Origin of the sequence: Sulfolobus acidocaldarius DSM 639 (assembly GCF_000012285.1) — an archaeon.
Classification (GTDB): domain Archaea; phylum Thermoproteota; class Thermoprotei_A; order Sulfolobales; family Sulfolobaceae; genus Sulfolobus; species Sulfolobus acidocaldarius.
The window spans coordinates 369,068-393,151 of the sequence record NC_007181.1 but is presented as its reverse complement, the minus strand read 5'-3'; the positions used below and the strand labels follow the sequence as shown (position 1 = coordinate 393,151).

Sequence of the window (24,084 nt, the reverse complement as noted above, 5' to 3'; positions counted from 1 at the left end):
ATTGATAAATCTTTTATAATTGAATTAACCGTAATGTATATAATGGGTAGACGACCTTGCTTTATGTCTGACGAGAAATATCAATTTATTAGAAATTTATCAACAGTTACAGGTAAATCTATTTATGAACTTACTAACTATTCAATTGATCTATTGGAGAAAGTTTACGAAAAAATAGGAATAGATAATATGAATTTCTTCATGGAAGAGATTAAATTTTATGTTATCATCAGGGATTTTATAAAAATAGAGTTCCAGAAATATGATCCTAAGTTAATAGGAATTAGTATTTCCAATTACCTTAAATCGGAGGGAATTGTAGATTCAAAGAGACCAGAATTCATCTTTATACTTAATATTATAGCGAAACTGCTAGATGGTAAGGTGGTTTTCCTAAATCTTCATGGTAAAGACCCTGAGCTGGTTAATGTGATGTTTAACAGTGAAGAGCAAGCAAAATATTTTGAACAACTATTTAACATTGTGGCATCGGAACTTAATTTGAAACTAAGGATTATTAAGGACGTGTTGGTGGTAAAAATACAAGAAGTATCATGATTTTTACTGGAATTGACCCCGGGAGTAGGACTTATGAAGCCATATCTGTAACCGAAACCGGAAATATTTCCAGGAAAATTGAGATACCTACAGACCTAGTGAAGCAAGCTTCTTATTCTTTACTTAGATATTTGTTAGACGAAAGACCTGTAGCCGTTGCAATGCCATCGGGTCATGGCTTACCGTTTAAGAAAATTACCGATCTCTCTGAAAAGGAAATTTTTCTATTAACACTTGCTGACCCTGAGAAAGAGGGACACTTAAGGAACTTTATAAGATCCTCAAAAGCATATATTTTCAATGGGTTCACAATTCCAGGAGTAATAGAGCTAGACTCAGTACCCGTGTATAGAAAGATAAACGTAATAGATATGGGAACAGCAGATAAGGTAGCCTCAGCGTTTTTTTACAGGACAATGTACGATAATTTTGTGCTAGTAGAAATTGGTTCTAATTTCTCCTCTATACTGGTAGTTCAAAATGGCGAGATTACAGATGGGTTTGGTGGGACTATACTACCTGGTTTCTCCTCTGCTGGTTTCTTAGATGGAGAAATTGCATACTTATTATGCAAGTACGCTAAAATTTCTAAGGAGACAATTTATTCAGGAGGTAACTGGGAAAGAGGAGTAGAAATAATCAGGATAATTTCTGAATGGTATTCATCTAAATATGATCTCCCAATAATAGTTTCTGGCAGGAGAAAGTGGGATGTAGATTTTGGTAAGAAATTTTCTTTCCCTTTCAAAGAATCAGCCATAGGTTCAGCTTATATAGCAAATTCTCTCTATGGTGGAATCTACAGGAAATATATAGATTTCCTTAAAAGTGCAGGTACTCCATTATCACATGTGAGGCTAAAGGGATGGGAAGAGATTATTTCCTTGACAAGGATCTAGTACTAGACAGGGATAACAACATATACTACGTGTACAGTAATATTAATCCCTTTGGATATATTTACGCGATATTAAAGTACGTTTTTACTGGTAAGGGATTATGGAAAGGATATGAGAGAGCTTTAAAATATTATGGGATTCATAACGTCCTAAAAGTAAAGCAGGAGTTTATCCATGAGTGCTGTTATGGTGTTAGCTTTCCCGTACTAAGAAAATCAGCAATTTCTAATCACCTCAAGCCTGAAGAGAAAATAAGGGAAATAATAAAGCATCCCTCACAGAGTAAGCAAGAGCTTACACTCCTCGAAATAATTCAGTACATTCATACATCTAGGTTAGGAGTCTCTGGCAGTTTACTTACAAACACCTATCATGAACTCTCTGATCTAGATATCGTAATATATGGATGCAAAGAATCATTGAATGTGATTGAGAGTTTTGAAGGTTTCAATGACGATGAGGAATGGATCTATGAAACCAGTAAGAATTACGGCTTAGAATTAGACTTAGTTAAAAAATTATATACTAGAAAAATTAGGGGCAAATATTACAATAACGTAAAATATTCTATTTTATTTGTAGATGATAAACCTCAAAGATATTGTGAAGATGTGTGCATTCCTACTCATAAAAGAGTTAAAATTAAGGCTGAAATAGAACCTGATTGTAAAGCATTATTTTACCCTTCTAAAGTGAGTCTGTATCATGTGGAAGGCGATGAAAAAGTAGACAATTTAGTTTCATATGAGGGCATATATTCTTATCTATTATACTCCTCGAGAAAAATAGAAGTTGATGGCTTACTTGTGAAATGTGAAAATTCCAGTCAAGTAATAGTGGGCGATAGAAATGTTGGAGGGAGAGTTAGGAGAATATTGTGAGAAAGTAGCATTTATCCTTTCTAACGCCACTGTCTTAGAAGCATCATATTACAAACCTGGAAACGCTTCAAGAACAAGAGATATTAAAGGTGTCAAGTTCTCGGACCTTGTACAGTCTGCATTACTTTCAACAAATTATTATAAAACCGCTTGTATAAGGGGTAGCTCACAGGAAAAGCCATTGTATGATCTTTTGTACATGATGGCTAAAATTAGTAAAACACTGCAAGTTAATTTTTCCATATTAGGTACTGCTATGCAACTTCTACCCTTAGCATATTCTTCCTCTTCAGCTGACTCCATTGGTCAACTTATTTTTAGAGCAACACAGCTAATTAGGTCATTGGATAGTATTGAATCTAGGTATTTTAAGATGACTCTGGAAACATTGCAACCAAGCTATTTGGGTAAATTAGATAGGGCATATGATTATAGAGAGCAAGATGATAATCTTTCCCTATTTGAAATTCTCAAGATATCAGCCTTTGATAGTGCAGTTAGAAATATGTTGGATGGCTACAAATATTCTCTATGGGTTGCAAAACTTGTTGAGCAGGAGGGGTATGATAGAGGGATTCTATTGGGATTTTTAAAGGTTTTATGTGAATTACCAGATGGGTTAATATTTAGGAGAAACGGTGGAAGAATAGCAATGGAAGTATCAAAACTGGCTTGCCAATGTTTGAGTAATGAAAAATTGGTGAGTATTTTAGATGAATATTTGGTCTCTAGGGGATATAATCCTGGCTCTACGGCAGATATAGTTGCAGTAGGTATAGCTATTCACGAACTGGGTGTTCTTTATGGCGATAATGGCACTTATAACCAGACTTCCGTGTGAAAATTCCCTGATAGAGAAAATAAACAGTTTGAATGTGGACTATGTTGTTGGTTTAGGTGACGTGGAGTGTCCACAATTTTTAAGAGATTTTTATGGTATTTTAGGGGAGATGGACAACATAACTACAATGAAGTATTTGAAAAATACAGGTAAATTAATAGAGTCTTCTTTCCTTACTTTTAGTACTAACTTTTCGAATATAACTATTACACATTTTCCTCCTAGATTAGAGTATGGATCGTTGATAGTTAGAAACCAAATACTCACAAATAGCCCAAAGATTGTATTTCATGGTCATTCTGAAGTTCAGAAGATATACAATCTAGGTTTAACTAAAATAGTATCTATTGGAAGCGGAGAAAAAGGGTACTATGTTATTTACGATTCTAATATGAACGAGATTATTTTAAAGAGGAGCAGCCATTAAGTATGCATCTTCTCCGTCTGCATAATAGTGTTTAAGGAGTTTAACTTCTCTGAAATTGAATTTCTTGTACAGTGATATTGCAGGATAGTTTGTAACTCTTACTTCTAGATATACTTCCTCAGCATTATATGTATCTTTCATGGCTTTGAGAGAGTTTTGTAAAAGTGATGTGCCGACACCTATCTTTCTGAAGGGTTCAAGAACAGCAATAGACACTATATGACCTTTTCTAACTAGAGACGGAATGTGTTTAAGATTACTAAATCCCCATTCTATTCTCGGCATGACATAACCAACAACTTCACCTTCTAGGTCAGCTACATAAAATGCCTGTCCATATTCCTTTAAATGTTCAACAAAAAAATAATATGGATAATTTTCGGGTAGTGCAGATCTATTTATCCTAATTATTTGGTCTATGTCTGATAATGTCGCAAGCCTGATTTGATAATTGATTTTCCTCTTACTATCCTCGGTTATTTCCATAATATAAGGTTTTTAGTGATCACTTAAATTTATATTTGGTCATATGGTACACCCATCGAAAAAAATTATAGGAGAGGTTTCTAGAGAATTACTAAATAAAAAGATATTGGTTGGTGTAACAGCTAGTGTATCCATTTACAAAAGTCTCGATTTAGTCAGAGCATTGATGAGAAGGGGAGCAAATGTTAGAGTCATAATGAGTAAGGATTCAATTAGATTGATTAATCCCATGATGTTCCATTGGGCTACAGGGGAAGAGCCTGTAGTAAGTGTAGGAGGAGAAATAGAACATGTTGAACTTGCTGAAGAATACGATGCACTAGTTATAGCACCATCTACAGCTAATACAATTTCTAAATTAGCCAACGGAATAGCGGACACTTCTATAACATTGACTGCACTGAACTTTGTTGGAATTAAGAAACCTGTTATTTTGGTACCTGCAATGCACCTGACAATGTATGAGGCTCCTCAGTTTAAAGAGAATATAGAAAAACTTGTCAAACAGGGCATTGAAATAATTAGCCCAGAGATTACCAGGGATGTGGCTCATTACCCAGATATTGAATATCTCTCTAGTTATATCACATCTTTTCTTCTCAGGGGAAAAGATCTTAAAGGATATAAAATAGTGGTGACTGCCGGTCCAACTAGAGAATACATTGACCCGGTCAGGTTTATTTCAAATTCAAGTAGTGGTACTATGGGTGTGTCGATAGCTAATGAAGCCTATTTTAGGGGCGCAGACGTTATCTTAGTTCACGGTCCATTATCCTCAAGCGTTAAGCCATACACTAAAAGAATCAGGGTTGATACTACGCAAGAGATGGCTGAAAATGTAGAAAAATTGGTTAGAGATGAGAAATATGGTATAGTTATATTAGCCGGTGCACCAGCTGATTTTAAGCCCAAGAATACTGCTTCAAGTAAAATAGATAGCCATTCAGAAGTTCCTAAAGTTGAATTAGAGACGACTCCTAAAATTTCCTCAAAATTGTCAATCTATCGCCCACTACTAGTGGGATTTTCTGCTGAAACCGTAAATAGTGATGAGGAGCTGATCGAGAAGGCAAAGATGAAAAAAGAAAGGCATAAATTTGATATAATAGTTGCAAATAACGTGAAGAGAAAGGACATAGGCTTTTCCTCAGAATATAATGAGGTAATAGTTATAGGAAATTCTTTCGTTAGGAAGCTAGAAAAGAACTATAAGACAATTATAGCTAGAGAATTGTTAGATATCGTTAAATACGAAGTAAGTAGAAAGGTTTAAGTTTAAATTCTTTGCATGAATCTATTGTCTTGTAGTTTGGCTCGGGTAGCTCAGCCTGGTTAGAGCGATGGGCTGTGGACCCATAGGTCCCGGGTTCAAGTCCCGGCCCGAGCCCTTTTTATGTATTTTTAACTAGAGTGACATCACTAATTGCCGATTTTATGTCTAATATTCTAGAACTAGAAAAATAAGAAAGGATGTTATATCTAGATTAATGTGATTTAACAAATTGTGTGTATAAAATATAGCTCTTTGTCTTCTATTTTTGTTTATAATTCTCGATATAAGCCTATAGCTTAATTCAAGACAATTCTAGAAATTTTAATATTAAAATAAGGTTGGAAAAATAAAATTCTTAACTTCTTAAGGAGGCTTCACATCTATTGCTGCTACTGGGCAAACGTTTACACATGCCATACAGAATATACAGGCTTGTTCATTAACTGGATCTGCTTTTTTCTCAGATGCGGGATGACCTGGTGTCTCATACCATTGAAACACATTCACAGGGCACGCAGTTATACATGAACCGTCTGCTATACATAGATCGAAGTCTACCCCTACTATAGTTCCATGTACACCCAACACCTTAGGGGATTCCACTGGTCCATAAATCTTGTGACCTGAATGGTCACCTACTACTGGCTTACTTGTTCTATAATTCGGATCTATACCCATTCTAATCCCCAATATTATACTAGCAGATAGTTTAAAATATTTGTCGCCCCTAAACTATTCGGGATGCTATTATACGTAACGCTTCTTACTCCTCTTGATGAATGGATAACAAATATGGATTGGACAAGAAATTCCTTTACGATTCTAGATATCAAACCTGAGGAAAATTTCTCTACATTCAGACTTTTAATAGAACTCAAGGGGAACCTTCCAGATACATATAAGGAGTCCTTTTCAAAGGTATCTAAGGATACTTATATGGGAATCATCAAAGTAAGATCTAGTGGAGTTATAAGAGTCTTAGGTAATTACTCTATAATTAATGGGACAGTAAGTAATGACTCTGTCGTATGGGTTGTAGTTCTTAACGGATACACAGAATTAAGAAAATTGTTAAGAGACTTTATCGATAGTAAGATAGACGTTAAAATTCTCAAGGTTCTAAAGGCTAAACCATCTTCAATAATTACAGGAAGACAGGAGCAAATTCTGAAGATCGCACTAGAGTTAGGGTACTTTGACTTTCCCAGAAGAATTAGGCTGAATGAGTTATCAAAGAAATTAAACATTAGTACATCTACACTTGCTGAAATTATTAGAAGGGCAGAGAGAAATATAATTGAGGCATTTCTAAGGGAGAGAGACTTATGAGACATGGTGGCGTAGAATGGGTTCATGGAAGACCACTTAAGATAGATGATTTCAGTGTTAATCTGAATCCTCTAGGTACACCAGAATTCATCGATGAACTCATAAGAGACGCATTAATGAATAAAGTGTATTCGTATTATCCGCCTTTGCAACTGAGAGATATAAAGGAGTTCATTGCTGATCTTTATAACGTTGACATTTCACTTGTGGGAATTTTTAACGGAGCATCAGAAGTAATTTCGTTGTTGGAACCATGCAATGTACCAGAGCCTAATTATTCTGAGTACAAAAGGGCAGGAAGTTATTACGCAATGGAGTCAGACGATATTTTTATTTACTCTTTGGAGGGTAGCTGTGTAATTACAAGCAATCCTGTGAATCCTACTGGATCTTTTGTAGAGAGAGAAAAGATAATTGACTTCCTATCCAATGGGGGCAAACTTATCCTAGACGAGTCCTTTGCCGATATTAGTTTAATTGAACCTAACTATGATTTAGCAAGTGAGTTTGATAATTTACTTTTTATTTCGTCCTTTACCAAGTCTTTAGCAATACCAGGTCTAAGGATAGGTTTTACAATAGGTAAGAGATCTAAGGAGCTTGAAGATAAATCTCCACCTTGGAGGCTAAATAGTATAGCCTATTATGTATTTTCTAATCTTCATGCGAAGGAAGTTAGGGATTTCTTTAGAAAGAGTAAGGATCATCTAAGTAGTCTAATATCTGGTTTATCTTCCCCTTTTAAAATATACAAAACGGTAGCACCATTCGTTTTGGTTAAATTTCCTATACCTGCCACGAGGGTTAATCAGATGCTAAGACCATTGGGTTATCAAATAAGGGATTCAGAGGGATTTAAAGGGCTAAATGAATTTTATGGGAGGGTAGCTGTAAAACATAACACTAATGTTCTATTCAAAAAGATATATGATTTAGTAAGTATTCAATAAATAAGGGTTAAAAATACTTGTGAGAAAATTTAATAACACAGGGTTCATTTTATTATCGTATGTTCGGGAGGTTCCTGAAATATTCACTAGTAGGTGCACTAGGTGTTATTGTTAATGAGGGAGTGTTGCTACTACTCCGTGACTATTTACCTCTTACTGTTGGTCTTGCACTTGCCATAGAATTCTCTATACTCTCAAATTTCATTCTAAATGATATATGGACTTTCAGGGATAGCCGAGTTGGTAGTATTGGTGGTAGGTTACTGAGATTTCATGTATCTTCGCTTGTAGGTGGAGCAGTACAATATGTCATAGTTATAGGATTAGTGATCTTATTTGTGAATTACTCAAATTTAACTGAATTACTGTTTTTACTGTTTTTTTCCTCACTGAAACTTTCATCAATTTATCTTGCAGCAATAAATTTCATTGGTATTGTAGGGGGTTTTGGAGTAAGATTTATTTTAAGCCTCAAGTATGTTTGGGGCTAAACTTTGAGCTTCTTGATCGAAGAACAGTTGGAGCACTTCATTGTAACTATAATTCAAAAAATGTTAACGTACTAAATACCTAAGGTGAAACAGTATAGTATATTCGTTTTCTGCCTTTCCCTCTATTCTCGACTTTGATAATTTTAATTTCACCTATTTCTTTTGTGTTTGAGACATGGGGTCCTCCATCAGCTTGAATATCTATTCCCTCTATTTCTACTATCCTCCAAGTATCTACATTTGGGGGCATTCTCTCGGCTAATTTCACTATTCCAGGAATTTTCATTGCCTCGTCCCGCTTTAGAAAGTAAATTTTGACCGGAATATTTTTCTTAATTACCTGATTCGCTTCATTTATTATCTCTATTAACTTATTTTTATCATCTATATCAAAATCGTCCTTTGCATATTCAGGAGAAATATTGCCTCCGGTAATCCTGGAGTTATACTTAGTAAAGGCTATGGATGCGACAACGTGTGACGCTGTGTGTAATCTCATCATTCTATAACGCCTTCCCCAGTCAATCTCTCCCTTAATTTCCTGTCCTTCTTTTAACTCTTGTGAATTCTCGACTTCGTGGTATATTTCATCATCTATTTCTCTAACAGATGTTACTTTATATTTTTTGTCATCTATTACAAAATATCCCATATCATTTTCTACTCCTCCACCTCCAGGATAGAAAGCAGTTTTATCTAGAACTACTCCCTGAGGACTGATTTTCAGTATTTTTGCACTGAATTCTTTTACGTAGCAATCAGAAAGATATATTTTTTGATTCATTGACTTTATTCTACTTCTTCTCTTTTATATTAATTTTTAGTAGTATAATATCGCACCTTCTGTTTTATAAGAGGTATGACCGCAATATATATATTGACCATGATAAGCAAAGAGTTCCAAAAGATATGGGAGGGGAATCAAAAAGTAAAGATTCCCAAGAGTAAAGATCCTCTCAAGTACAGGCTTGTTCAGGCTCAGTATAGAGTAAGATCCATGGTTAGTAGACTTGACGTTTATATAGGAAGAATGCAGGAGAGAGATAAAGTATTATTTGAGAGAGTTGTAGAGTCACAGATGAGTAAAGACCAGTCAAGGGCAGCAATGTACGCTAACGAATTAGCAGAAATAAGGAAGATCACAAAACAATTATTGACAACCCAGATAGCATTGGAGCAAGTCTCTTTAAGGCTAGAGACTGTAACTGAGCTTGGTGATATATTTGCTAACTTGATACCCGTAATGGGTGTAATTAATGAGTTAAAGACTTCGTTGAAAGGCGTAATGCCCGAACTGTCTATAGAGTTAGGTGAACTAGGTGAAGGTTTACAAGAAATAGTAATTGAAGCTGGTGAATTCAGCGGTGTAAGTGGTATAAGTGCAACCTATTCACCAGAGGCAAGACAGATATTAGAGGAAGCTTCTGTAGTTGCAGAACAGAGGATGAAGGAGAAATTCCCATCTCTACCTGCTGCAGGAATTACACAGCAACAAAAGAGCTAATTTTTCCCTCCCTTACCATTTTTAAAGCTTTTATTTGTAATTTTCTCACTCCTTTTATATGGCACAAGATTTTACTGTAACACCTTGGGAAGTTAAAGGGAAAGTAGATTATGATAAATTAATTGTGCAATTTGGTACGCAGAAAATGACTAGTGAGCTCAAGGAGAGGGCAAAGAGGGCTATTAATGACGAGTTGCACGTAATGTTGAGGAGAGATGTATTTTTCTCACATAGGGACTTCGATTTGATACTAAATGATTATGAAAAGGGTAATGGTTTCTTTCTATATACTGGTAGGGCACCGTCATTAGGAATGCATATCGGTCACTTGATTCCTTTCATATTTACTAAGTGGTTACAAGAGAAGTTTAAGGTGAATGTATATATTGAAATAACAGATGACGAGAAATTCCTAAGGAACGTGGATTATACATTGGATCAGACAAAGGAGTGGTCATATGAGAATATATTAGATATAATAGCTGTTGGGTTCGATCCCAATAAAACATTCATATTCCAAGATACTGAGTACATTAAAAATATGTACCCACTGTCCGTAAAAATTGCTAAAAAACTAACTTTTAATGAAGTAAGAGCTACATTTGGACTTGATACTTCCTCCAATATAGGTATTATATTCTATCCTGCTTTACAGATAGTCCCCACAATGTTCGAGAAAAGGAGATGTTTAATTCCTGCAGGTATTGATCAAGATCCTTATTGGAGATTACAAAGAGATATAGCTGAAAGCTTAGGGTACTTCAAGGCAGCCCAAATACATAGTAAGTTCCTCCCTCCTCTTACAGGACCAGAAGGAAAGATGAGTTCCTCGCAGCCTGAAACTGCTATATATCTTACGGATGATCCCAAAACTGTTGAGAGAAAAATAATGAAATATGCATTTTCTGGTGGGCAAGCTACGGTGGAACTTCACAGGAAATATGGCGGAAATCCAGATATAGATGTTGCTTTCCAGTGGCTCTACATGTTCTTTGAACCTGATGATCAGCGGATAAGGAAGATTGAGGAAGATTATAGGTCTGGTGCTATGCTGACAGGAGAACTTAAGCAAATTTTGGTAGACAAGTTAAATGCATTCCTGGAAGAACATAGAGAAAAAAGAGAGAAGGCTAAAGATTTAGTGAACGTATTCAAATTTGATGGAGATTTAGCAAGAGATATGTGGAAAAGAATTCATGTATAACCTCTTTTATACACTCCCAATCTCTTCAAATGATATACTACCAGGTTAGTGGACTTACCTAGAGTCTTTGCAATTCTATAGATCGATTCTCCCTTAAGATACATTTCCTTAATTTTATTTATATCCTCATCACTCAGCTTCTTTATTTTTCTCCCCACGTTATGCTTTTTCAGTATTCGTAGTGCTGAAGATTCACTTATTTTTAACATCTTACTGATATATCTTGCACTATGACCTTGTTTAGCTAGCTCGACCACTTCCTGCTCATTAATCCTCTTCTTTCTTATATTAACTCCTGCATTTAAGAGAATATTTCTCACTTTAGTATAACTAATTCCTAATTCTCTAGCTATACTCTTCATGGACTTTCCTTGATTATATAATCTTTTCAACTCATCTACGGATGCTTCAGTCATAATTGAGCTATCTACATTCTTTAAAATAAATTTTTTCCCAATCTTTGTATTGTTAAACTTCATTTGAATTAAATTTGAAATCAGATTGTGTAAGTGTAATTATCTTTCATATTCGCTTAAACACGTGAATGATCTATTCTTACATCGTGTAGCCAAAGATCTTTCAGAATACAACAAAATATACTTTAAAATTTAAGTTATCAATAGGGTTAAGAATATTTATGAGTGAAGTTTATTCTCTTGCTACTGGAATTTTAATGGGTTTATCCATTGCTGCTCCTCCTGGTCCTATAAATGCAATGATGGCTAATGAGTCTACTAGATCATTTTTAAATGGAATCGCAGTAGGCGCAGGGGCTATGACTGCAGATTTTGTATTCTTTTGGATCACATACTTGTTTAAGTCTATTATACCATCAAATATTCTGTTTGTTTTCTACATAGTAGGAGGAGTGTACATGTTGTACCTGTCTTATAGTGTTCTTAGAGCAAAGCAAGTATCATCTAGTACAGGTGGTAGTTATGTTAAGGGTCTCAGTGTAGCAATAGTAAATCCTTATCAAATAAGCTGGTGGCTTACATTCGGAATCTCCATGCTTAATCAATTCTCTGTACTGGTAGCACCAGGTTTCTTTATAGGAATTTTAATATGGATATTAGCTTTTCCGTTCCTGATAAACAGGATAGGGCAAAGATATGTAAAATATGTAAAAATATTTTCCTTCACCATTTTACTTATTTTCGGCGCATACATATTATATCAGGGTGTTCATTATTTTATCTAAGGCTGAAATAAGAGAGAAAATTTGGAGTTTACTGGAGGATAAGAACATCGCATCTTTCCCGAGACCTGTTTTCGGTAGAATTCCTAATTTCAAGGGATCTAAAGAGGCTGCGCTGAGACTAAGAGAGATAGTAGAATACAGGAAAGCCAAAGTACTCAAGGTAAATCCTGATTCTCCTCAAAGATGGGTGAGAGAATTTGCTTTAATTGACGGTAAAACTGTGCTAGTACCTACACCGAGACTGAAGGGCGGTTTCTATCTTTTGGATCCGTCGAAAATCAGTGATTATAAGAAAGCCTCAACCATATCAGGTTTTATATACTTAGGGGAGTTAGTAGACATATATTCTATACCCAAAGTAGATCTTGTAGTAGTAGGCTCAGTGGCTTTAACCTCAAGAGGAGATAGGGTTGGAAAGGGTGAAGGCTATAGTGAGCTGGAATATGCTATACTGAGGGAAATTGGAAAGATTGATGAAACAACTCCAGTGGTAACAACTATCCATGATATTCAGATAGTTGATGAAATTCCAACTGAGGTATTTGACGTTCCTGTCGATATTATAGTGACGCCCACCAAAGTAGTATATACAACAAATAAAAGAGAAAAACCAAAGGGTATTTACATAGAATACTTAACGAAAGAAAAGATAGAGGACACTCCTTTTTTGAAGGAGTATTTAAATAAAAGACTTAATAACTTGGTTTAATTCTTTGCATAATTCCTCAGACTTAGCTATTAATCTATTTTTCAGTTCTTCTTTATTTACACTATACACGTACTTGGGTCTTCCTCCCTTCATGTTATCTCCTTTTTCCTTATCAACTAATCCTGCATCTGAAAGCTTCTTTAATATTATGCTTGTTCTACTTTTACTAATTTTTAGTTCTGCAGATATTGCATCAATATCCTTACCTTCTTTGCTTTCAAGTATCCTTAGAAATGTGTCTATTTCTGATTCAGAAAGACCATAGGCTACTGATAAGAATCTTTTTAAAATTACATATTTTTCAGTAATTTCAATACTCATTTTAATCTCGCCTTTGTTAATTTATATCTTAGTATGTTTTTTTAAATCTTACTACTACTGTCTTTATACTTTTTATCTTTTAAAACTAATTGTATTATGCAATGGGAAAGGAAGATTTAAAGGCAGAAATCCTAAAGATTATTGAAGAGAACAGACAGGGTATTACCTCCACCCAAATTCGAGATATCCTCATGGAGAAAGGAATACAATTTAATATGGTAGAATTCAGAGAAATATTAGCGGATTTGGTTAGAGAAGGAAAAATCAAAAAGGAACCAGATTATGAAAAGAAGAAGTTTTTATTTAAAATCTAATTTACTTCTACGTTATTTATAATTTTTTGAGCTATACTCATAAATTCTTTTGAAGTAGGACTCTCAGGATATTTTACGAAGAATGGTTCACCCATATCGTTAGCCTTAGCTATGATTGGATCTAATGGTACCTGACCTAATAATGGTACTCCCATTTCATCTGCCATTTTCTTGCCTCTTCCTTCACCAAAAATGAAGTAAGTCTTACCGGAGTCTGGGCAAACGAAATGACTCATGTTTTCAACTACGCCTATAATCTTTGCATTTACAGTCTTTGCGAAATTTATAGATCTCTTGACAGCTAGTGTTGACACTTCCGACGGAATTGTAACTATGACCATCCCTGTAAGGTTTGGTATTAATTGGGCTATTGATAATGCTTCGTCTCCTGTCCCCGGTGGCATATCAATAAATAGGTAATCTAGTTCTCCCCAATTTACATCTCCCAAAAACTGTCTAATTGCAGTATGTTTTATAGCCCCTCTCCAAACTACAGGCGTATCGTCTTTAGGTAAGAGGAAATCAATGGAAACTACTTTTATGTTGAATGGTCCGGTAACTGGATTAATTCCATTATCATCTGCAGTTAAATACTGTCCTCTAACTCCTAGCATTTTAGGTACTGATGGACCGTGAAAGTCTACATCGACTATGCCTACTTTTCTTCCGCTAGCTGCTATCGCCATAGCTAAATTTGACGATACAAATGATTTTCCTACACCGCCTTTTCCACTAAGAATAGCTATCTTATACTTAACCCTCTTCATTCTAAGCTGTAGCTTCATATCTACTGCTTGTGGTGCTTGTGGCTGTACCTTTCTTAGGTCTCTGGGTTGTTTTGTGGGTTGCTGGGGAGAAGACATTCTGAAAGGATTATCACTCAAAAATTTTCACTCTCAACTTTTCTCATCTTCATACTTACTAATAACCTTATCTAATGATAATAAGAAATTCTGAATTTTTTCATCATCTAACCAATCAATTTGCTCACATTCATTTTTAATTATTTTTTCTAATATCTGAGAAATTGTCCTTCCTGTATTGTTTATGCTACATACCTTATCTTTTCCAAAAGCTTCTATTGCCTCTGCCTCTATTACACCTAATATTTCAGCCTCTAAATTTTCCGCTATCTTTAACTCATTCCAATTTCTCTTTTTCAACTCCTCATGCAAGATGAAAGGATCTCTTTTCAGAACTACGATCTTATCCGCTTTAGGCACAAGAGAAGGGTAAATTGTCTCGATCACAACATTAGGATTATTCTCTATATATTTCTCTATTAACTCAAATACTTTATCTTCATCGATGATATAACTTTGTCTAATATCATCATATTCTGTGTAAGCCTTATTTTCTATTATAAATGATGAGAGAAGAAGAAAATTTAGGTTTAATTTTTCAGATAACGCCTTTGCAACTGTAGTCTTTCCGGTTCCCGGTGTCCCTGCTACGATTATAATCATTCTTCTAATTATTTAGTTATGAAGACTAAAACTGTTTCTACAATAAATAAGGCTAGGGAGATTCCTATAATAACTAATTTAAGATCCTTGTCCCCATTCCCTTTCCATACTTCATAGATACCATATGGAAACATGCATATACCTACTATTAGTAAAATGAGTTCTACTACATTCACATATAATAGTCTCTTCTGAAAGTTTTATAAAGAATTAGAGACAGTAATAACCCCGCTATTACCCCACCTGTGTGTGCATAGACATTCACGTTAAGAAAAGGAAACAAATTACTAAGCAGAAATATGAGGAGAAGAAGTAGAAGCCCATTCTTTTCTCTCTTCTCTAAATAATCGTTCAATGCATAGAAAGAAAGCAAGCCAAATATACCCCCTGAGGCACCTGCTGAAGGAGGTCCATTGGGATCCAATAATAAGTATACTAGATTGCCAATAATTCCTGAGACTAAAAAGATAGGTATTTCTAGTTTTGCTGACCTACTTTTATATAACCAATAGATGAAATACAGAGCTGCGGTGTTAAATAACCAATCCAATATTGAAGGAGTAACAAATATAGAGGTCAGTAATTGCCAATAAAAGTGATAATCTATCACTAGTCTATTATATTGAATTAATAAAAATAATAGGAACGGATTTACAAATTCAAGTATTAAACCCACTATAAATCCTATAGTAACCAATACCATTATAAAAAAGGTAGCATTTCTTATTGGATTAGACATTCAGTTTCACATCTCATAATATTACAAGAGCTAAAGATACTATGAGACCTATTATCCACAGTGTTTTATTCCATCTGAATACCTTAAATCCATCTAGGGGAGGAATAGGTAACAGGTTAAAGAATGCTACCCATGCATTAAAACTATAAAGCTCTGCAAAGAAAATGTATACAAGAGGATTTGATGTAAAGCCAGCAATAATGAATGAAACTATACTTACTGCAAGGTTAACAGCCGGTCCTCCAAAAGATATTTTTCCTTCAACCTCTTGGGTAGGTACACCGAATCTACCCAAAATTAGTGTATAGCCTGACGCAAATATTACAAATGGAGATATTCCAAAGGCACTTATCAAATTAACTAATAACGTTATTAGAAATCCTGTGAAACTCAGGGCAAATCTCGAATATGAACCATACCTCCTAGCAATTTGTCTATGTGCTATTTCATGCGGAACTATGGCTATTGTTGCGGTTACGATCGGAAATACTAAATAGACTAAGGGATCATAGGTCAACGAATATGGTCTTATATACGCTATGGCTATGGACAGTATTGCCAAAAGAAACGCTAAGCCTTCATTCAGATTCCTAAATCTCCATTCAAGTTCATTTAGTAAGTTACTCAAAGTATATCCTAAAGTTAGTTAATTCTATGTTTAAAATATTTATTCCTTAATAATCCTAAACTTTTCGAGGAAATAGGGTTTGATATCTCAGAGTAATACATGAAAGTTAGATTATCGACCTCCCATATTAGCCCTCTATTCCTGTCATCTATAACTATTAATTTATCATCTACTATCCCTTCAAAAACTGTGTTTGTAAGTTTTTTGAATGAATTGAAAGCTTCAAATATTACAAATCTATATAAATAAGGCAATGAGAACTCTAATCTGTCGGTATTTAATAGTTTTTCTGTAGCTCTATATATGCTCTCATTTATATAATTATTTTTAGCAAAGTTAACTTGAACATTCCCATCCTGATTTATAACGAGAAAGAAAATGTTATCTTCCTCGTCAATATTAGTATGAACGGTTAAGTTAAACGCAGTTCCCCTGTTTTCTCCTTGCTTCTTACCGACAAGGTAAAAAGTCCTTATATGATCTTTGTTAAGTATGAAATCTGAGAGATTGTCTACGAATATTTTATATGGAAGTCCTACCTTATCTAATTCAGAAATTACATTCCTATTAAGACCTATGACCACGTTGTGATTACTTAATATTTTGAAGTCTCCTCTTAATTGATTTACATAAACATCAAACACAAAATCAAACTTCACTCTTGCTTTTTAAAATATCTTGCGTAAATTTCAGCCTCTATATTCATATTTCGCAGGAGAATCTCTTCTAAAACTTTACCATCGTCCCCTTCTTTTATATCCGAGTTCTTTATTATTCTTTCAATTTCCTCCAACATTTTAACAGCATCTTTAAGTTGTGACATATTCACTCTTTCCTTTTGAGTAATAATTAAGCAGTACGTACATAAGACGTGGTATTACTCCAACATTATTCATTTTCAGTTAATTCCCTGTACTTCCTTGCGATATTAAGAACTTTTTTTGTTACATCGATAGGATCTCGTCCAAAGACATAAGTATTAGCCTCAATATTTTTTCCTCCTAAATGAACTACACAGTCAGCATCATCAGTAAATGCGTCTACAATTTCCTTTGCTATATCTTCATTTGTAGCGTAATCATGAGGTCCAACGTAAACTACTTTAAGCTTTAGTTGACTGAAAACAGTTTTTAAGGTCTCATCGTATTTTATGTTCATTACAGCCCTTATATCTCCTCTTTTTTTTATTATACCCAGGAGAATTCTAGACAAATGCTTACTAGCTCCCCTCATTGGTTTTGAGGCAGGTGTAGGTACTCCCAGAACTCTTGTGATTCTACCAGGAATTGCAATTACATCGTCTTCATTTTTAGCATTCTGTTCTGCATAGGCAATATTGCTTAGAACCTGAGGTATAAGTGGAGCTACTATTGGATTTTGAATCAATGAAATTGCGATATCCATGATTTCTTCATCTGAACTATGATAGAATAATTTGCATATGTCACAGTCTTGCGGTATTAGATTATTTATTTCTCTATGGTATTTACACAGTTTTAATTCATTTAATACTCTTAAACCAAAGTCTGTTATGTAATACATAGCAGACTTAGTGTTATTCCTCAATAGAAGTTCAACTACATTGTTAACGACGTCGTAAATTTCCTCTTCATTTAATCCCATCTTCCTTATCTTATTAACTTCCTCTTGTTCGTCCTCATCAAGGTATTGCTTTATTGCTGGCTGGCTAACACCTAATAGTGTAGCTATCCTGGACTGCGTCATACCCCTCTCTCTAAGTTTTTTAGCTACGAATACTCTAATTACAGGAATGAGATCGTCTGCGATGATTGATAATGGTGATTCAGCCACAGTACTTTATACTACTTTTGGAAAAAATAATTGGTGTGGAACTTATAAGGCTATAGACGGTAGCTTCCATACAGTCGCAAACCTTTCTTACATTGTAGTGGGTATAGTGAAAGGTGAAATTTGCGGTAATGAATATAATGTGAAAGAGATTTCGTACAAGGATAACATATGCGAAGACTGTAATCCTGAAGATGTTATGAGGAAAATGGAATATGAGGAGGCTCAGAAATTAGACGTTGATCTCATATTTCTAGACAGGAAGCTAACATTCGATAAATTTACAGGTAAAAATATCATAAGCATTGCAAAGGATCCCGCTAATGTGCCTAACATTAATCATGAAACACCTTGGCTCGTGTCCTCTTATGAACGAGATGGTATCAGAGGAGGATATTTTAAACTATTTAGCTTTTCTTGGGTCTTCCTTGTGGAAGTTACAGTAGATTGGAGCTGGGAAAATATTTTGTCATTATTGTATGTTTTGGGCAAAGAGCCCATTCCAGAGGCTTTAGGATACAATTATCTATTATTCTTGGTAGATAAAGTTGCTAAATATTACAGGGATAAGGGTAGTAAGGCACTAGATGTTATCGCTCACAATTATAATAATTACAGGGAATTCAGAAGTTTTATTGAGTGGAAAAGGAAAAAGGGATAATTATGTTGTTTAAAGAACTTAATGGAAGGCTAAGGGAAATAAAAACTATCACAAGACCAACAGCGGATGGAAGAGGCACTATAACGTTCAAAACGTTTATGGTGGAGATTCCCTTCTCATCAGATACACAGATTGATGTAGGAAAACTTTTGCTCGTAGAGACCATAAGGAAGGGTGTCTATTTAATTTTAGAAATAACTGACTATATTCCTCAACATTTTGGAATGATAAACCTAGATGGTACCATTCCCCCAGAGTTAAGAAACGAAATAATGAGAAGGATAGAGGAAACGTGGAATACAAATCAAGCTTGGATTGACGTTATAGCAACACCTGTCGGTTACATAATGAAAGAAGAGGACGGAAAGATAGAGTTTAAAAAGGGCTATGTACCCCCCTTGCCTGCTTCAAAAGTGAAACTTTTCACATCAGAAGCTCTAGAGAAGTTCATTTTCTATCCTGAAGGGACAATACTAGGTAAGTCAGTCAACGAGGAGATAGATCTTAAGGTAAACTTACTAAAGGCTATAAATTACCACATAGGAGTTTTTGCATACACAGGATCAGGTAAGTCGAATTTAACCTCATTAATAGTTAGGAGGGCTTTAAACAAATACAAGGACCTTAAAGTCGTAATAATAGACGTTTCAATGGAATATTCTATTCTTCTTTTAGATGAATTACTCTCCTTAAACTCAAGACTAGTCACCCTAGATAGGTTACCATCTAATGAACTAGATGCTGGAAAAAGGCTGTTGAGGACACATGTTTTACCTGAAGAATTAGAGGACGTTCGTGAATCTATAAGGAAGGGCTTTATCAAATTGTATACTGAACAAAAACTAAGAAGGCTATACATTCCCCCGCAGGGGATAAGTTATCTTAGTTATGGCACATTAATTGAAATGATACGTTCACAGATAGAAGATAAATATGTTTCCACATCCCAGAAGCCTCTCTTTATGGCTCTCCTTCAATCTCTCGATAACCTCATGAGAGAACGTAAATTAACTAAAGACGATATTGTAGACGATACAATTAACCCACTGCTCAGAGAAGCTGAAGAGAAAGCAAGAGAAGCAGGAGTCAGAGACGGCTCAGTGATATTCACCTTCTTATCTTCCATAAAGACATATATTCAGGTTAAACCATCAGAGGTGGAAGAATACGATGTAGAGAGCTTAGCTATTGAAATATTGGATCAAGACCCCTCTTCACCAAGACTATTTGTGGTAGAGACACCTAATATAGACGATGCTAGATTAGTTACCCATTTGCTGATTGAAAATATATATATGAGGAGGAAGAGAGCCTACTCTTCCTTACCGGTAATTCTTTTTGTATTAGACGAAGCTCAGGAATTTATACCGTTTGAGACTAGACAAAAAGACTACACAGAGCAGTCCTCTTCCTCTGTTGAAAAATTACTTAGACACGGTAGAAAGTATCATCTTCACGCTTTGATAAGCACGCAGAGATTAGCTTACCTTAATACAAACGTACTGCAACAGATCCACACCTACTTCGTGAGTACCTTGCCAAGACCCTATGATAGGCAACTGATATCAGATACATTTGGTATATCAGATTCTCTGGTAGACAGGACGTTAAATTTCGATATAGGTCAATGGCTATTGATTAGTTTTAAGGCTGCACTAAAGGAAGATATTCCAGTAATGTTTAAAGCTGAGAACAATGTACAAGAATTAAAAGAAAACTTGAAGAGGTATACATGAGTACGAGTGAAAAAGAAGCTATTCTAAAATACCTCTCAACTATAGTTGTAAATTCAGATGTACTGGAGGCTTTCATGAAACTTGACAGGAGGAAGTTTCTTCCTGCTAAGTATTCAGATATAGCTTATTCTCTCAAGCATATAGATCAACCTATCCAAATTACTAAAAATTACAATACTACTGCATTGGGATTAGGAGTGAAAATGGTGGATCTTTTAGAATTAAAGAAGAGTGATAAGGTCTTAGAGATTGGTACAGGGAGTGGGTATTATACTGCATTAATGGCTGAAATTGTTGGGGCAGAAAATGTATATACAATTGAGTTTGATGAGGAGGCGTACAATTTAGCAAAGAATAATCTTAAGGAGTACCATGGTATTCATTTGATTTTTGGGGATGGAAGCCTTGGTTACATTTCAGGATCTCCATATGACAAGATCATTGTTTGGGCATCTTCGCCTACTTTTCCATATGCTCTATATCAACAGATGAAAGAAAAAGGAATTATGATTGTGCCAATTTCTGATAATGAAAAAAGACAAGGGTTATACAGGATATATAAGGGAGAGACTGGCTCTCCTGTGATAACTAAGGTAATGGACGTATATTTTACACGACTGAGGGGTTTATGTGGATTTTGGTACTAATGAGAGGCTTTTTCCTACGTAACGTAAGATTATATGGAGACATTTTAAAGGCTAATCATTTACAACGTTAATCAGCTCCTAGTTAAAAGCTGTCTTTCTCGTTAATCCTTCTCCTTTATTTACGCGTCTGTACATAAGCTGAGTATTATTACTTTCGCTATAAATTAGTATGAGTATACTTAAAGATTCTATTTATTCTTTTAAAACAGCATATGTTGAAGATAGTTTATATGAATACATATTCATGGTTACATCAAAAATTAATATTTTATGTTCAACTTTAATTTTTAATTAAAAATCTCTAAAAACTCATTTTAGAAGTTAGAGTTATAGATTTTATCAGTACTCAAGACCTTCCTCACACATCGGTACGTCCGAGCTCATCATTAATATCTAGTGTAAATTATAAGTATATAATTGTTAAGTCTCTGAGCTCATTCTTTACTTATTATAATTTAGTTAATCGTAGTAAATAGTAATTTAATGAACTGCACTAACTAATACATGCTTAAACGATTTATGAGTTTTCCTAGATATATAATGGTAAAATATTTGTAGAATTTTGTAGATATATTTATATTACATTCTTTCACCTAAATATTCAATTATACTTCTTATCCCAATCAACACTCCAGTAATAGCTAAAGCCATTGAAAGTACAAGTATCCATATATTCTGAAATGATGAACCTAAATAATCAAACAAAATAGCCATTAATATGATACCCACTGCAAAAACAATCCTCTGTTTAGAGTTCATTGAATAATAATCGGCGAATCGTAGAATATTAATTTATATGACCGAAAAAGGAGAATGCTGTATTATTCATTTAGACTAAACTAAAATATTACTAAAGTTAAAATAAGTAGTTAGGACTAGAACTATCTACTTCTTACTTTTGCGAAATACTCTTCCATTGTAATTAGTTGATTGTTTTCGTCTACAAGATATTTACCTGCTATACCTTTTCTGGCTTTAATAATATACCAAAGCGTAGCTGCAGCCAACACGGAAATCAAGTAAACAGCCTGGAACATGTCTGGTGCCTGTAAAGACCCAATCATACCAACTAAGTTAATAGTAGTGGAGCCTAGGAATACGATTAATATTTTAGGAGTTAACTCTCTTAATCTCCAGTAAAACACTGGTGCACCTAGATTGTCGACTATCCTTCCAGCTAACCAGAATAAGCTTGATATGAAACTAATCTCTGTAAATGCAACATCAGCTGATCCAGTATAAGTTAAAGAGGAAATAGCAAATATGGCAGAAATTAAACCGACCACTACTGTAGCTATAAGTGGCTCTCGCTCGGAGTTTAATCTAGAAAATACTTTCGGCATAGCCTTCTCTCTTGCAAGGTTAAATAAGATTCTTGCAGCACCCACTGTTGTTCCTATGTTTGAAGCAAGTAGACTATTTATGGATAATATTAGACTGATTAGCATTACGATGAAACTAATTGGATATAGCTCCTGAATTAAGGGTTGTGGAGAGTTACTTAGAGTCTGTATAGGTTCATTCCATAGAGCTACTAACGCGTAAGTACCTGCTAAAATTGCTCCTCCTCCTACGACATAGGCAATCTTTATTCCAGTGGTAATAGTTGAGGTAGGCTTTTTGGTTTCCTCTCCTAAGTAAGCAGCAGCCCCTGCACCTGCTATACTGACAATTGTTAGAACCATCGCAGTACCTAAACTACTAAAATTCGTTCCAACAGGGGATAAATATGTTATATCAAATCCTCTCGTGGCTACTGCATAGCCGAAAAGAACGTATAAGAATATTACTTCTAATGTAGCACTTATACTAACTATGTATCCCAACACTTTTCTAATGTGTAGAATTACTGAAGAGAGCGTGGGATAAATTAGTCCTATCACAAGGGAGAGAGGGAGAACATAATCTGGCAATTCAAGATTTAACATTTGAAAAGTTACTTTCAGTAATAGGTAAACTGAGAAGGAATTAACAGCATTTAGTGAAGAATATGCTATTACTTCAGTTATAGCTTCATAGTAGGCTACGGTCTTACTTCTCCATGCAGCTGATCCGAATGTATAGTATCCTCCTGGAGAGGCAATTTTCTTAGTATATTTTGTCAAAGTGAACATCCAGAGCAAACTCGCTAAAAAGGCTAGGAGTGTCGCAAACAAGACTGATTTTCCTGCATAAGCTATTGCTGCAGTTGTTGTGGATACAACGCTTCCTAATGGTGCAGTTACAGCCATTGCTTGTCCATATGATTCTCTTATCGACAAAGAACCTTTTGAAAGTTGCATACTACATCTCCCTTTAAGCTTTACTGTCCTAAAGTTTTAAAAAGTTTTCCTAGTTTACCCCCGTTAGTTTCATGAAAGCTTAAAGGGAGTTCCCCTTGAAAAGTATAAAAAATGGCTTATAGGTAAAATATATAATACTAATCATCAAGGTAGTTAAAATAAATGATTTTTAAATATAGTATAAAAATCGTGTGTAAAATTAGGACTTCAATAATTCTATTGCTTTTGAAACATTATTTTTTACTTCTTCGAATCTCACTTTAGCGTCTGGAGGTAAGGGTTTGTTCGATTTTATGGAATTTAGCTTTTCTAAAGCTTGACTTAACAATTTAAAACTACTCTGCTTATCTCCCTTATCTATTTTGCTATATGCTTCTCTAATAGCTTTTATTGCATCTTTCCACAAATTTAAACCTTCCTCAGTTATGGTACCATCTTTAGTTAAATACGTTTCAAAATCATCATTTGCAAGAGGTATACTGTAATTAACTAGCTTCCACATTATATCTATTAGGCTCATAATAAGTTCATAAACCAACAGGAATATAACATTTATCTATGATAGATTAAGTTTTACACCAAAAAGAAATTATCTTGATTTCTAGAATTATCTCTATCCCAGACAAATTGTATAAAGTCTTCTATTGAACAGTATCATGGCACCATATTAGATGTGAATTGCACTTGAGTTTCCATCATGTCGTTCAATTATGCCTCCTATAGGTCGT

General features: G+C 34.7%; 33 protein-coding genes and 1 tRNA gene. 18 read left to right on the top strand and 16 right to left on the bottom strand.

The genetic code is table 11. From position 1 onward, the window contains the following. The first annotated feature begins 42 nt into the window (after positions 1-42). Genes SACI_RS02250 through SACI_RS02230 form a run of 5 tightly spaced genes read left to right on the top strand, consistent with a single transcriptional unit; the run spans position 43 to position 3,606 of the window. On the top strand, positions 43-558 hold the full coding sequence (locus SACI_RS02250) for a hypothetical protein (RefSeq protein ID WP_230937883.1): 516 nt from the start codon (positions 43-45) through the stop codon (positions 556-558). Then, a complete protein-coding gene (locus SACI_RS02245) occupies positions 555-1,457 on the top strand; it encodes a DUF1464 family protein (RefSeq protein ID WP_011277375.1) in 903 nt (300 codons plus the stop codon). Before SACI_RS02250 ends, SACI_RS02245 begins: the two co-directional genes overlap by 4 nt. Continuing rightward, positions 1,424-2,338 (top strand): nucleotidyltransferase, encoded by a 915-nt coding sequence (locus tag SACI_RS02240; protein WP_011277374.1) that lies wholly within the window; start codon positions 1,424-1,426, stop codon positions 2,336-2,338. Before SACI_RS02245 ends, SACI_RS02240 begins: the two co-directional genes overlap by 34 nt. Next, positions 2,307-3,179, top strand: coding sequence for a triphosphoribosyl-dephospho-CoA synthase (locus SACI_RS02235; RefSeq protein WP_011277373.1), 873 nt, complete (start codon positions 2,307-2,309; stop codon positions 3,177-3,179). Before SACI_RS02240 ends, SACI_RS02235 begins: the two co-directional genes overlap by 32 nt. Next, positions 3,142-3,606 carry a hypothetical protein gene (locus tag SACI_RS02230; protein ID WP_011277372.1) on the top strand — a complete coding sequence of 155 codons (465 nt, stop codon included), beginning with the start codon at positions 3,142-3,144 and terminating at the stop codon, positions 3,604-3,606. Before SACI_RS02235 ends, SACI_RS02230 begins: the two co-directional genes overlap by 38 nt. Here the strand turns inward: SACI_RS02230 and rimI are convergent. Continuing rightward, positions 3,586-4,092: a ribosomal protein S18-alanine N-acetyltransferase gene (gene rimI / locus SACI_RS02225; protein ID WP_011277371.1), complete on the bottom strand. Its 507-nt coding sequence runs from the start codon at positions 4,090-4,092 to the stop codon at positions 3,586-3,588. The genes SACI_RS02230 and rimI overlap by 21 nt on opposite strands. Positions 4,093-4,135: 43 nt before the next feature. Here rimI and coaBC point away from each other — a divergent pair, with 43 nt between their 5' ends. Together coaBC and SACI_RS02215 are read left to right on the top strand one after the other, a co-directional pair. Further along, positions 4,136-5,365, top strand: a complete 1,230-nt coding sequence (gene coaBC / locus SACI_RS02220) for a bifunctional phosphopantothenoylcysteine decarboxylase/phosphopantothenate--cysteine ligase CoaBC (RefSeq protein ID WP_011277370.1) — start codon at positions 4,136-4,138, stop codon at positions 5,363-5,365. A 39-nt stretch (positions 5,366-5,404) separates the two neighbouring features. Further along, positions 5,405-5,479 (top strand) — tRNA-His (locus tag SACI_RS02215). Between the two features lie 249 nt (positions 5,480-5,728). Here the strand turns inward: SACI_RS02215 and SACI_RS02210 are convergent. Further along, positions 5,729-6,043, bottom strand: coding sequence for a 4Fe-4S dicluster domain-containing protein (locus SACI_RS02210; RefSeq protein WP_011277369.1), 315 nt, complete (start codon positions 6,041-6,043; stop codon positions 5,729-5,731). Between the two features lie 63 nt (positions 6,044-6,106). On the opposite strand from SACI_RS02210, the gene SACI_RS02205 reads away from it, so the two are divergent. The 3 genes from SACI_RS02205 to SACI_RS02195 are packed head-to-tail and all read left to right on the top strand — an operon-like array spanning position 6,107 to position 8,135. Beyond that, positions 6,107-6,694 carry a helix-turn-helix domain-containing protein gene (locus SACI_RS02205; protein ID WP_015385827.1) on the top strand — a complete coding sequence of 196 codons (588 nt, stop codon included), beginning with the start codon at positions 6,107-6,109 and terminating at the stop codon, positions 6,692-6,694. Then, positions 6,691-7,644 (top strand): aminotransferase class I/II-fold pyridoxal phosphate-dependent enzyme, encoded by a 954-nt coding sequence (locus SACI_RS02200; protein WP_011277367.1) that lies wholly within the window; start codon positions 6,691-6,693, stop codon positions 7,642-7,644. Before SACI_RS02205 ends, SACI_RS02200 begins: the two co-directional genes overlap by 4 nt. A gap of 59 nt (positions 7,645-7,703) precedes the next feature. Continuing rightward, positions 7,704-8,135: a GtrA family protein gene (locus tag SACI_RS02195; RefSeq protein ID WP_011277366.1), complete on the top strand. Its 432-nt coding sequence runs from the start codon at positions 7,704-7,706 to the stop codon at positions 8,133-8,135. A gap of 79 nt (positions 8,136-8,214) precedes the next feature. On the opposite strand, the gene alaXM is transcribed toward SACI_RS02195, so the two are convergent. Next, positions 8,215-8,919 carry an alanyl-tRNA editing protein AlaXM gene (alaXM, locus tag SACI_RS02190; RefSeq protein WP_015385432.1) on the bottom strand — a complete coding sequence of 235 codons (705 nt, stop codon included), beginning with the start codon at positions 8,917-8,919 and terminating at the stop codon, positions 8,215-8,217. Positions 8,920-8,994: 75 nt separating this feature from the next. Between alaXM and cdvB1/B2 the strand changes: the two genes are divergently transcribed. Further along, a complete protein-coding gene (gene cdvB1/B2, locus SACI_RS02185) occupies positions 8,995-9,639 on the top strand; it encodes a cell division protein CdvB1/B2 (protein ID WP_011277365.1) in 645 nt (214 codons plus the stop codon). A 58-nt stretch (positions 9,640-9,697) separates the two neighbouring features. After that, on the top strand, positions 9,698-10,843 hold the full coding sequence (locus SACI_RS02180) for a tryptophan--tRNA ligase (protein ID WP_011277364.1): 1,146 nt from the start codon (positions 9,698-9,700) through the stop codon (positions 10,841-10,843). Here the strand turns inward: SACI_RS02180 and cbp1 are convergent. After that, on the bottom strand, positions 10,834-11,322 hold the full coding sequence (gene cbp1 / locus SACI_RS02175; protein ID WP_011277363.1) for a CRISPR DNA repeat-binding protein Cbp1: 489 nt from the start codon (positions 11,320-11,322) through the stop codon (positions 10,834-10,836). The genes SACI_RS02180 and cbp1 overlap by 10 nt on opposite strands. Before the next feature lie 158 nt (positions 11,323-11,480). On the opposite strand from cbp1, the gene SACI_RS02170 reads away from it, so the two are divergent. Together SACI_RS02170 and SACI_RS02165 are read left to right on the top strand one after the other, a co-directional pair. Beyond that, the gene (locus SACI_RS02170) at positions 11,481-12,044 is read left to right on the top strand and encodes a LysE family translocator (RefSeq protein WP_011277362.1); all 564 of its coding nucleotides are present in this window, start codon (positions 11,481-11,483) and stop codon (positions 12,042-12,044) included. Further along, complete coding sequence (locus tag SACI_RS02165) at positions 12,034-12,753, top strand: 5-formyltetrahydrofolate cyclo-ligase (RefSeq protein ID WP_048054420.1); 720 nt, start codon at positions 12,034-12,036, stop codon at positions 12,751-12,753. Before SACI_RS02170 ends, SACI_RS02165 begins: the two co-directional genes overlap by 11 nt. On the opposite strand, the gene abfR1 is transcribed toward SACI_RS02165, so the two are convergent. Next, complete coding sequence (gene abfR1, locus SACI_RS02160) at positions 12,724-13,074, bottom strand: biofilm/motility transcriptional regulator AbfR1 (RefSeq protein ID WP_011277360.1); 351 nt, start codon at positions 13,072-13,074, stop codon at positions 12,724-12,726. The two genes, SACI_RS02165 and abfR1, sit on opposite strands and share 30 nt — an antisense overlap. 101 nt (positions 13,075-13,175) lie before the next feature. Here abfR1 and SACI_RS02155 point away from each other — a divergent pair, with 101 nt between their 5' ends. Further along, entirely contained in the window at positions 13,176-13,388 is a 213-nt protein-coding gene (locus SACI_RS02155) for a hypothetical protein (protein WP_015385431.1), read from the top strand. On the opposite strand, the gene SACI_RS02150 is transcribed toward SACI_RS02155, so the two are convergent. From SACI_RS02150 to SACI_RS02125, 8 genes are all read right to left on the bottom strand, one after another. Further along, positions 13,385-14,272 (bottom strand): Mrp/NBP35 family ATP-binding protein, encoded by an 888-nt coding sequence (locus SACI_RS02150; RefSeq protein ID WP_011277358.1) that lies wholly within the window; start codon positions 14,270-14,272, stop codon positions 13,385-13,387. The genes SACI_RS02155 and SACI_RS02150 overlap by 4 nt on opposite strands. A gap of 12 nt (positions 14,273-14,284) precedes the next feature. Further along, entirely contained in the window at positions 14,285-14,854 is a 570-nt protein-coding gene (locus tag SACI_RS02145; RefSeq protein WP_011277357.1) for an adenylate kinase family protein, read from the bottom strand. Positions 14,855-14,862: 8 nt separating this feature from the next. Continuing rightward, the gene (locus SACI_RS12015) at positions 14,863-15,030 is read right to left on the bottom strand and encodes a hypothetical protein (RefSeq protein WP_011277356.1); all 168 of its coding nucleotides are present in this window, start codon (positions 15,028-15,030) and stop codon (positions 14,863-14,865) included. Next, a complete protein-coding gene (locus SACI_RS02140; RefSeq protein WP_011277355.1) occupies positions 15,027-15,593 on the bottom strand; it encodes a rhomboid family intramembrane serine protease in 567 nt (188 codons plus the stop codon). The genes SACI_RS12015 and SACI_RS02140 overlap by 4 nt, the downstream gene beginning before the upstream one ends. A 13-nt stretch (positions 15,594-15,606) precedes the next feature. Then, positions 15,607-16,221 carry a M50 family peptidase gene (locus SACI_RS02135; RefSeq protein WP_011277354.1) on the bottom strand — a complete coding sequence of 205 codons (615 nt, stop codon included), beginning with the start codon at positions 16,219-16,221 and terminating at the stop codon, positions 15,607-15,609. Positions 16,222-16,235: 14 nt separating this feature from the next. Next, complete coding sequence (locus tag SACI_RS02130) at positions 16,236-16,865, bottom strand: hypothetical protein (RefSeq protein ID WP_011277353.1); 630 nt, start codon at positions 16,863-16,865, stop codon at positions 16,236-16,238. An 11-nt stretch (positions 16,866-16,876) separates the two neighbouring features. After that, positions 16,877-17,044, bottom strand: a complete 168-nt coding sequence (locus SACI_RS12010; RefSeq protein ID WP_011277352.1) for a hypothetical protein — start codon at positions 17,042-17,044, stop codon at positions 16,877-16,879. Positions 17,045-17,109: 65 nt separating this feature from the next. Continuing rightward, positions 17,110-17,946, bottom strand: coding sequence for a thiamine-phosphate synthase family protein (locus SACI_RS02125; RefSeq protein WP_015385428.1), 837 nt, complete (start codon positions 17,944-17,946; stop codon positions 17,110-17,112). Between the two features lie 46 nt (positions 17,947-17,992). On the opposite strand from SACI_RS02125, the gene SACI_RS02120 reads away from it, so the two are divergent. Genes SACI_RS02120 through SACI_RS02110 form a run of 3 tightly spaced genes read left to right on the top strand, consistent with a single transcriptional unit; the run spans position 17,993 to position 21,074 of the window. Beyond that, positions 17,993-18,691 carry a DNA double-strand break repair nuclease NurA gene (locus SACI_RS02120; RefSeq protein WP_230937884.1) on the top strand — a complete coding sequence of 233 codons (699 nt, stop codon included), beginning with the start codon at positions 17,993-17,995 and terminating at the stop codon, positions 18,689-18,691. Between the two features lie 2 nt (positions 18,692-18,693). After that, positions 18,694-20,427 (top strand): ATP-binding protein, encoded by a 1,734-nt coding sequence (locus tag SACI_RS02115; protein ID WP_048054419.1) that lies wholly within the window; start codon positions 18,694-18,696, stop codon positions 20,425-20,427. Further along, entirely contained in the window at positions 20,424-21,074 is a 651-nt protein-coding gene (locus SACI_RS02110) for a protein-L-isoaspartate O-methyltransferase family protein (RefSeq protein WP_011277348.1), read from the top strand. The genes SACI_RS02115 and SACI_RS02110 overlap by 4 nt, the downstream gene beginning before the upstream one ends. 579 nt (positions 21,075-21,653) lie before the next feature. Here SACI_RS02110 and SACI_RS02105 read toward each other — a convergent pair. The 3 genes from SACI_RS02105 to SACI_RS02095 form a co-directional block, all read right to left on the bottom strand. Further along, the gene (locus SACI_RS02105) at positions 21,654-21,833 is read right to left on the bottom strand and encodes a hypothetical protein (protein ID WP_011277347.1); all 180 of its coding nucleotides are present in this window, start codon (positions 21,831-21,833) and stop codon (positions 21,654-21,656) included. 122 nt (positions 21,834-21,955) lie between these two features. After that, positions 21,956-23,356, bottom strand: coding sequence for an APC family permease (locus SACI_RS02100; protein ID WP_011277346.1), 1,401 nt, complete (start codon positions 23,354-23,356; stop codon positions 21,956-21,958). Positions 23,357-23,555: 199 nt separating this feature from the next. Further along, positions 23,556-23,876 carry a hypothetical protein gene (locus SACI_RS02095; protein ID WP_011277345.1) on the bottom strand — a complete coding sequence of 107 codons (321 nt, stop codon included), beginning with the start codon at positions 23,874-23,876 and terminating at the stop codon, positions 23,556-23,558. Between the last annotated feature and the right edge of the window lie 208 nt (positions 23,877-24,084).

Excerpts from the sequence above, each read along its gene's own strand:
- SACI_RS02110 (WP_011277348.1), top strand. The coding sequence starts at position 20,424 with ATGAGTACGAGTGAAAAAGAAGCTATTCTAAAATACCTCTCAACTATA.
- SACI_RS12010 (WP_011277352.1), bottom strand. The coding sequence starts at position 17,044 with ATGTCACAACTTAAAGATGCTGTTAAAATGTTGGAGGAAATTGAAAGA.
- SACI_RS02245 (WP_011277375.1), top strand. The coding sequence starts at position 555 with ATGATTTTTACTGGAATTGACCCCGGGAGTAGGACTTATGAAGCCATA.
- SACI_RS02115 (WP_048054419.1), top strand. The coding sequence starts at position 18,694 with ATGTTGTTTAAAGAACTTAATGGAAGGCTAAGGGAAATAAAAACTATC.
- SACI_RS02195 (WP_011277366.1), top strand. The coding sequence starts at position 7,704 with ATGTTCGGGAGGTTCCTGAAATATTCACTAGTAGGTGCACTAGGTGTT.
- coaBC (WP_011277370.1), top strand. The coding sequence starts at position 4,136 with ATGGTACACCCATCGAAAAAAATTATAGGAGAGGTTTCTAGAGAATTA.
- SACI_RS02120 (WP_230937884.1), top strand. The coding sequence starts at position 17,993 with ATGAGATCGTCTGCGATGATTGATAATGGTGATTCAGCCACAGTACTT.
- SACI_RS02250 (WP_230937883.1), top strand. The coding sequence starts at position 43 with ATGGGTAGACGACCTTGCTTTATGTCTGACGAGAAATATCAATTTATT.
- abfR1 (WP_011277360.1), bottom strand. The coding sequence starts at position 13,074 with ATGAGTATTGAAATTACTGAAAAATATGTAATTTTAAAAAGATTCTTA.
- alaXM (WP_015385432.1), bottom strand. The coding sequence starts at position 8,919 with ATGAATCAAAAAATATATCTTTCTGATTGCTACGTAAAAGAATTCAGT.
- SACI_RS02210 (WP_011277369.1), bottom strand. The coding sequence starts at position 6,043 with ATGGGTATAGATCCGAATTATAGAACAAGTAAGCCAGTAGTAGGTGAC.
- rimI (WP_011277371.1), bottom strand. The coding sequence starts at position 4,092 with ATGGAAATAACCGAGGATAGTAAGAGGAAAATCAATTATCAAATCAGG.
- SACI_RS02100 (WP_011277346.1), bottom strand. The coding sequence starts at position 23,356 with ATGCAACTTTCAAAAGGTTCTTTGTCGATAAGAGAATCATATGGACAA.
- cdvB1/B2 (WP_011277365.1), top strand. The coding sequence starts at position 8,995 with ATGACCGCAATATATATATTGACCATGATAAGCAAAGAGTTCCAAAAG.
- SACI_RS02125 (WP_015385428.1), bottom strand. The coding sequence starts at position 17,946 with ATGACGCAGTCCAGGATAGCTACACTATTAGGTGTTAGCCAGCCAGCA.
- SACI_RS02170 (WP_011277362.1), top strand. The coding sequence starts at position 11,481 with ATGAGTGAAGTTTATTCTCTTGCTACTGGAATTTTAATGGGTTTATCC.
- SACI_RS02095 (WP_011277345.1), bottom strand. The coding sequence starts at position 23,876 with ATGAGCCTAATAGATATAATGTGGAAGCTAGTTAATTACAGTATACCT.
- SACI_RS02200 (WP_011277367.1), top strand. The coding sequence starts at position 6,691 with ATGAGACATGGTGGCGTAGAATGGGTTCATGGAAGACCACTTAAGATA.
- SACI_RS02230 (WP_011277372.1), top strand. The coding sequence starts at position 3,142 with ATGGCGATAATGGCACTTATAACCAGACTTCCGTGTGAAAATTCCCTG.
- SACI_RS02180 (WP_011277364.1), top strand. The coding sequence starts at position 9,698 with ATGGCACAAGATTTTACTGTAACACCTTGGGAAGTTAAAGGGAAAGTA.
- SACI_RS02240 (WP_011277374.1), top strand. The coding sequence starts at position 1,424 with ATGGGAAGAGATTATTTCCTTGACAAGGATCTAGTACTAGACAGGGAT.
- SACI_RS02145 (WP_011277357.1), bottom strand. The coding sequence starts at position 14,854 with ATGATTATAATCGTAGCAGGGACACCGGGAACCGGAAAGACTACAGTT.
- SACI_RS02140 (WP_011277355.1), bottom strand. The coding sequence starts at position 15,593 with ATGTCTAATCCAATAAGAAATGCTACCTTTTTTATAATGGTATTGGTT.
- SACI_RS02155 (WP_015385431.1), top strand. The coding sequence starts at position 13,176 with ATGGGAAAGGAAGATTTAAAGGCAGAAATCCTAAAGATTATTGAAGAG.
- SACI_RS02205 (WP_015385827.1), top strand. The coding sequence starts at position 6,107 with ATGCTATTATACGTAACGCTTCTTACTCCTCTTGATGAATGGATAACA.
- cbp1 (WP_011277363.1), bottom strand. The coding sequence starts at position 11,322 with ATGAAGTTTAACAATACAAAGATTGGGAAAAAATTTATTTTAAAGAAT.
- SACI_RS02105 (WP_011277347.1), bottom strand. The coding sequence starts at position 21,833 with ATGAACTCTAAACAGAGGATTGTTTTTGCAGTGGGTATCATATTAATG.
- SACI_RS02235 (WP_011277373.1), top strand. The coding sequence starts at position 2,307 with ATGTTGGAGGGAGAGTTAGGAGAATATTGTGAGAAAGTAGCATTTATC.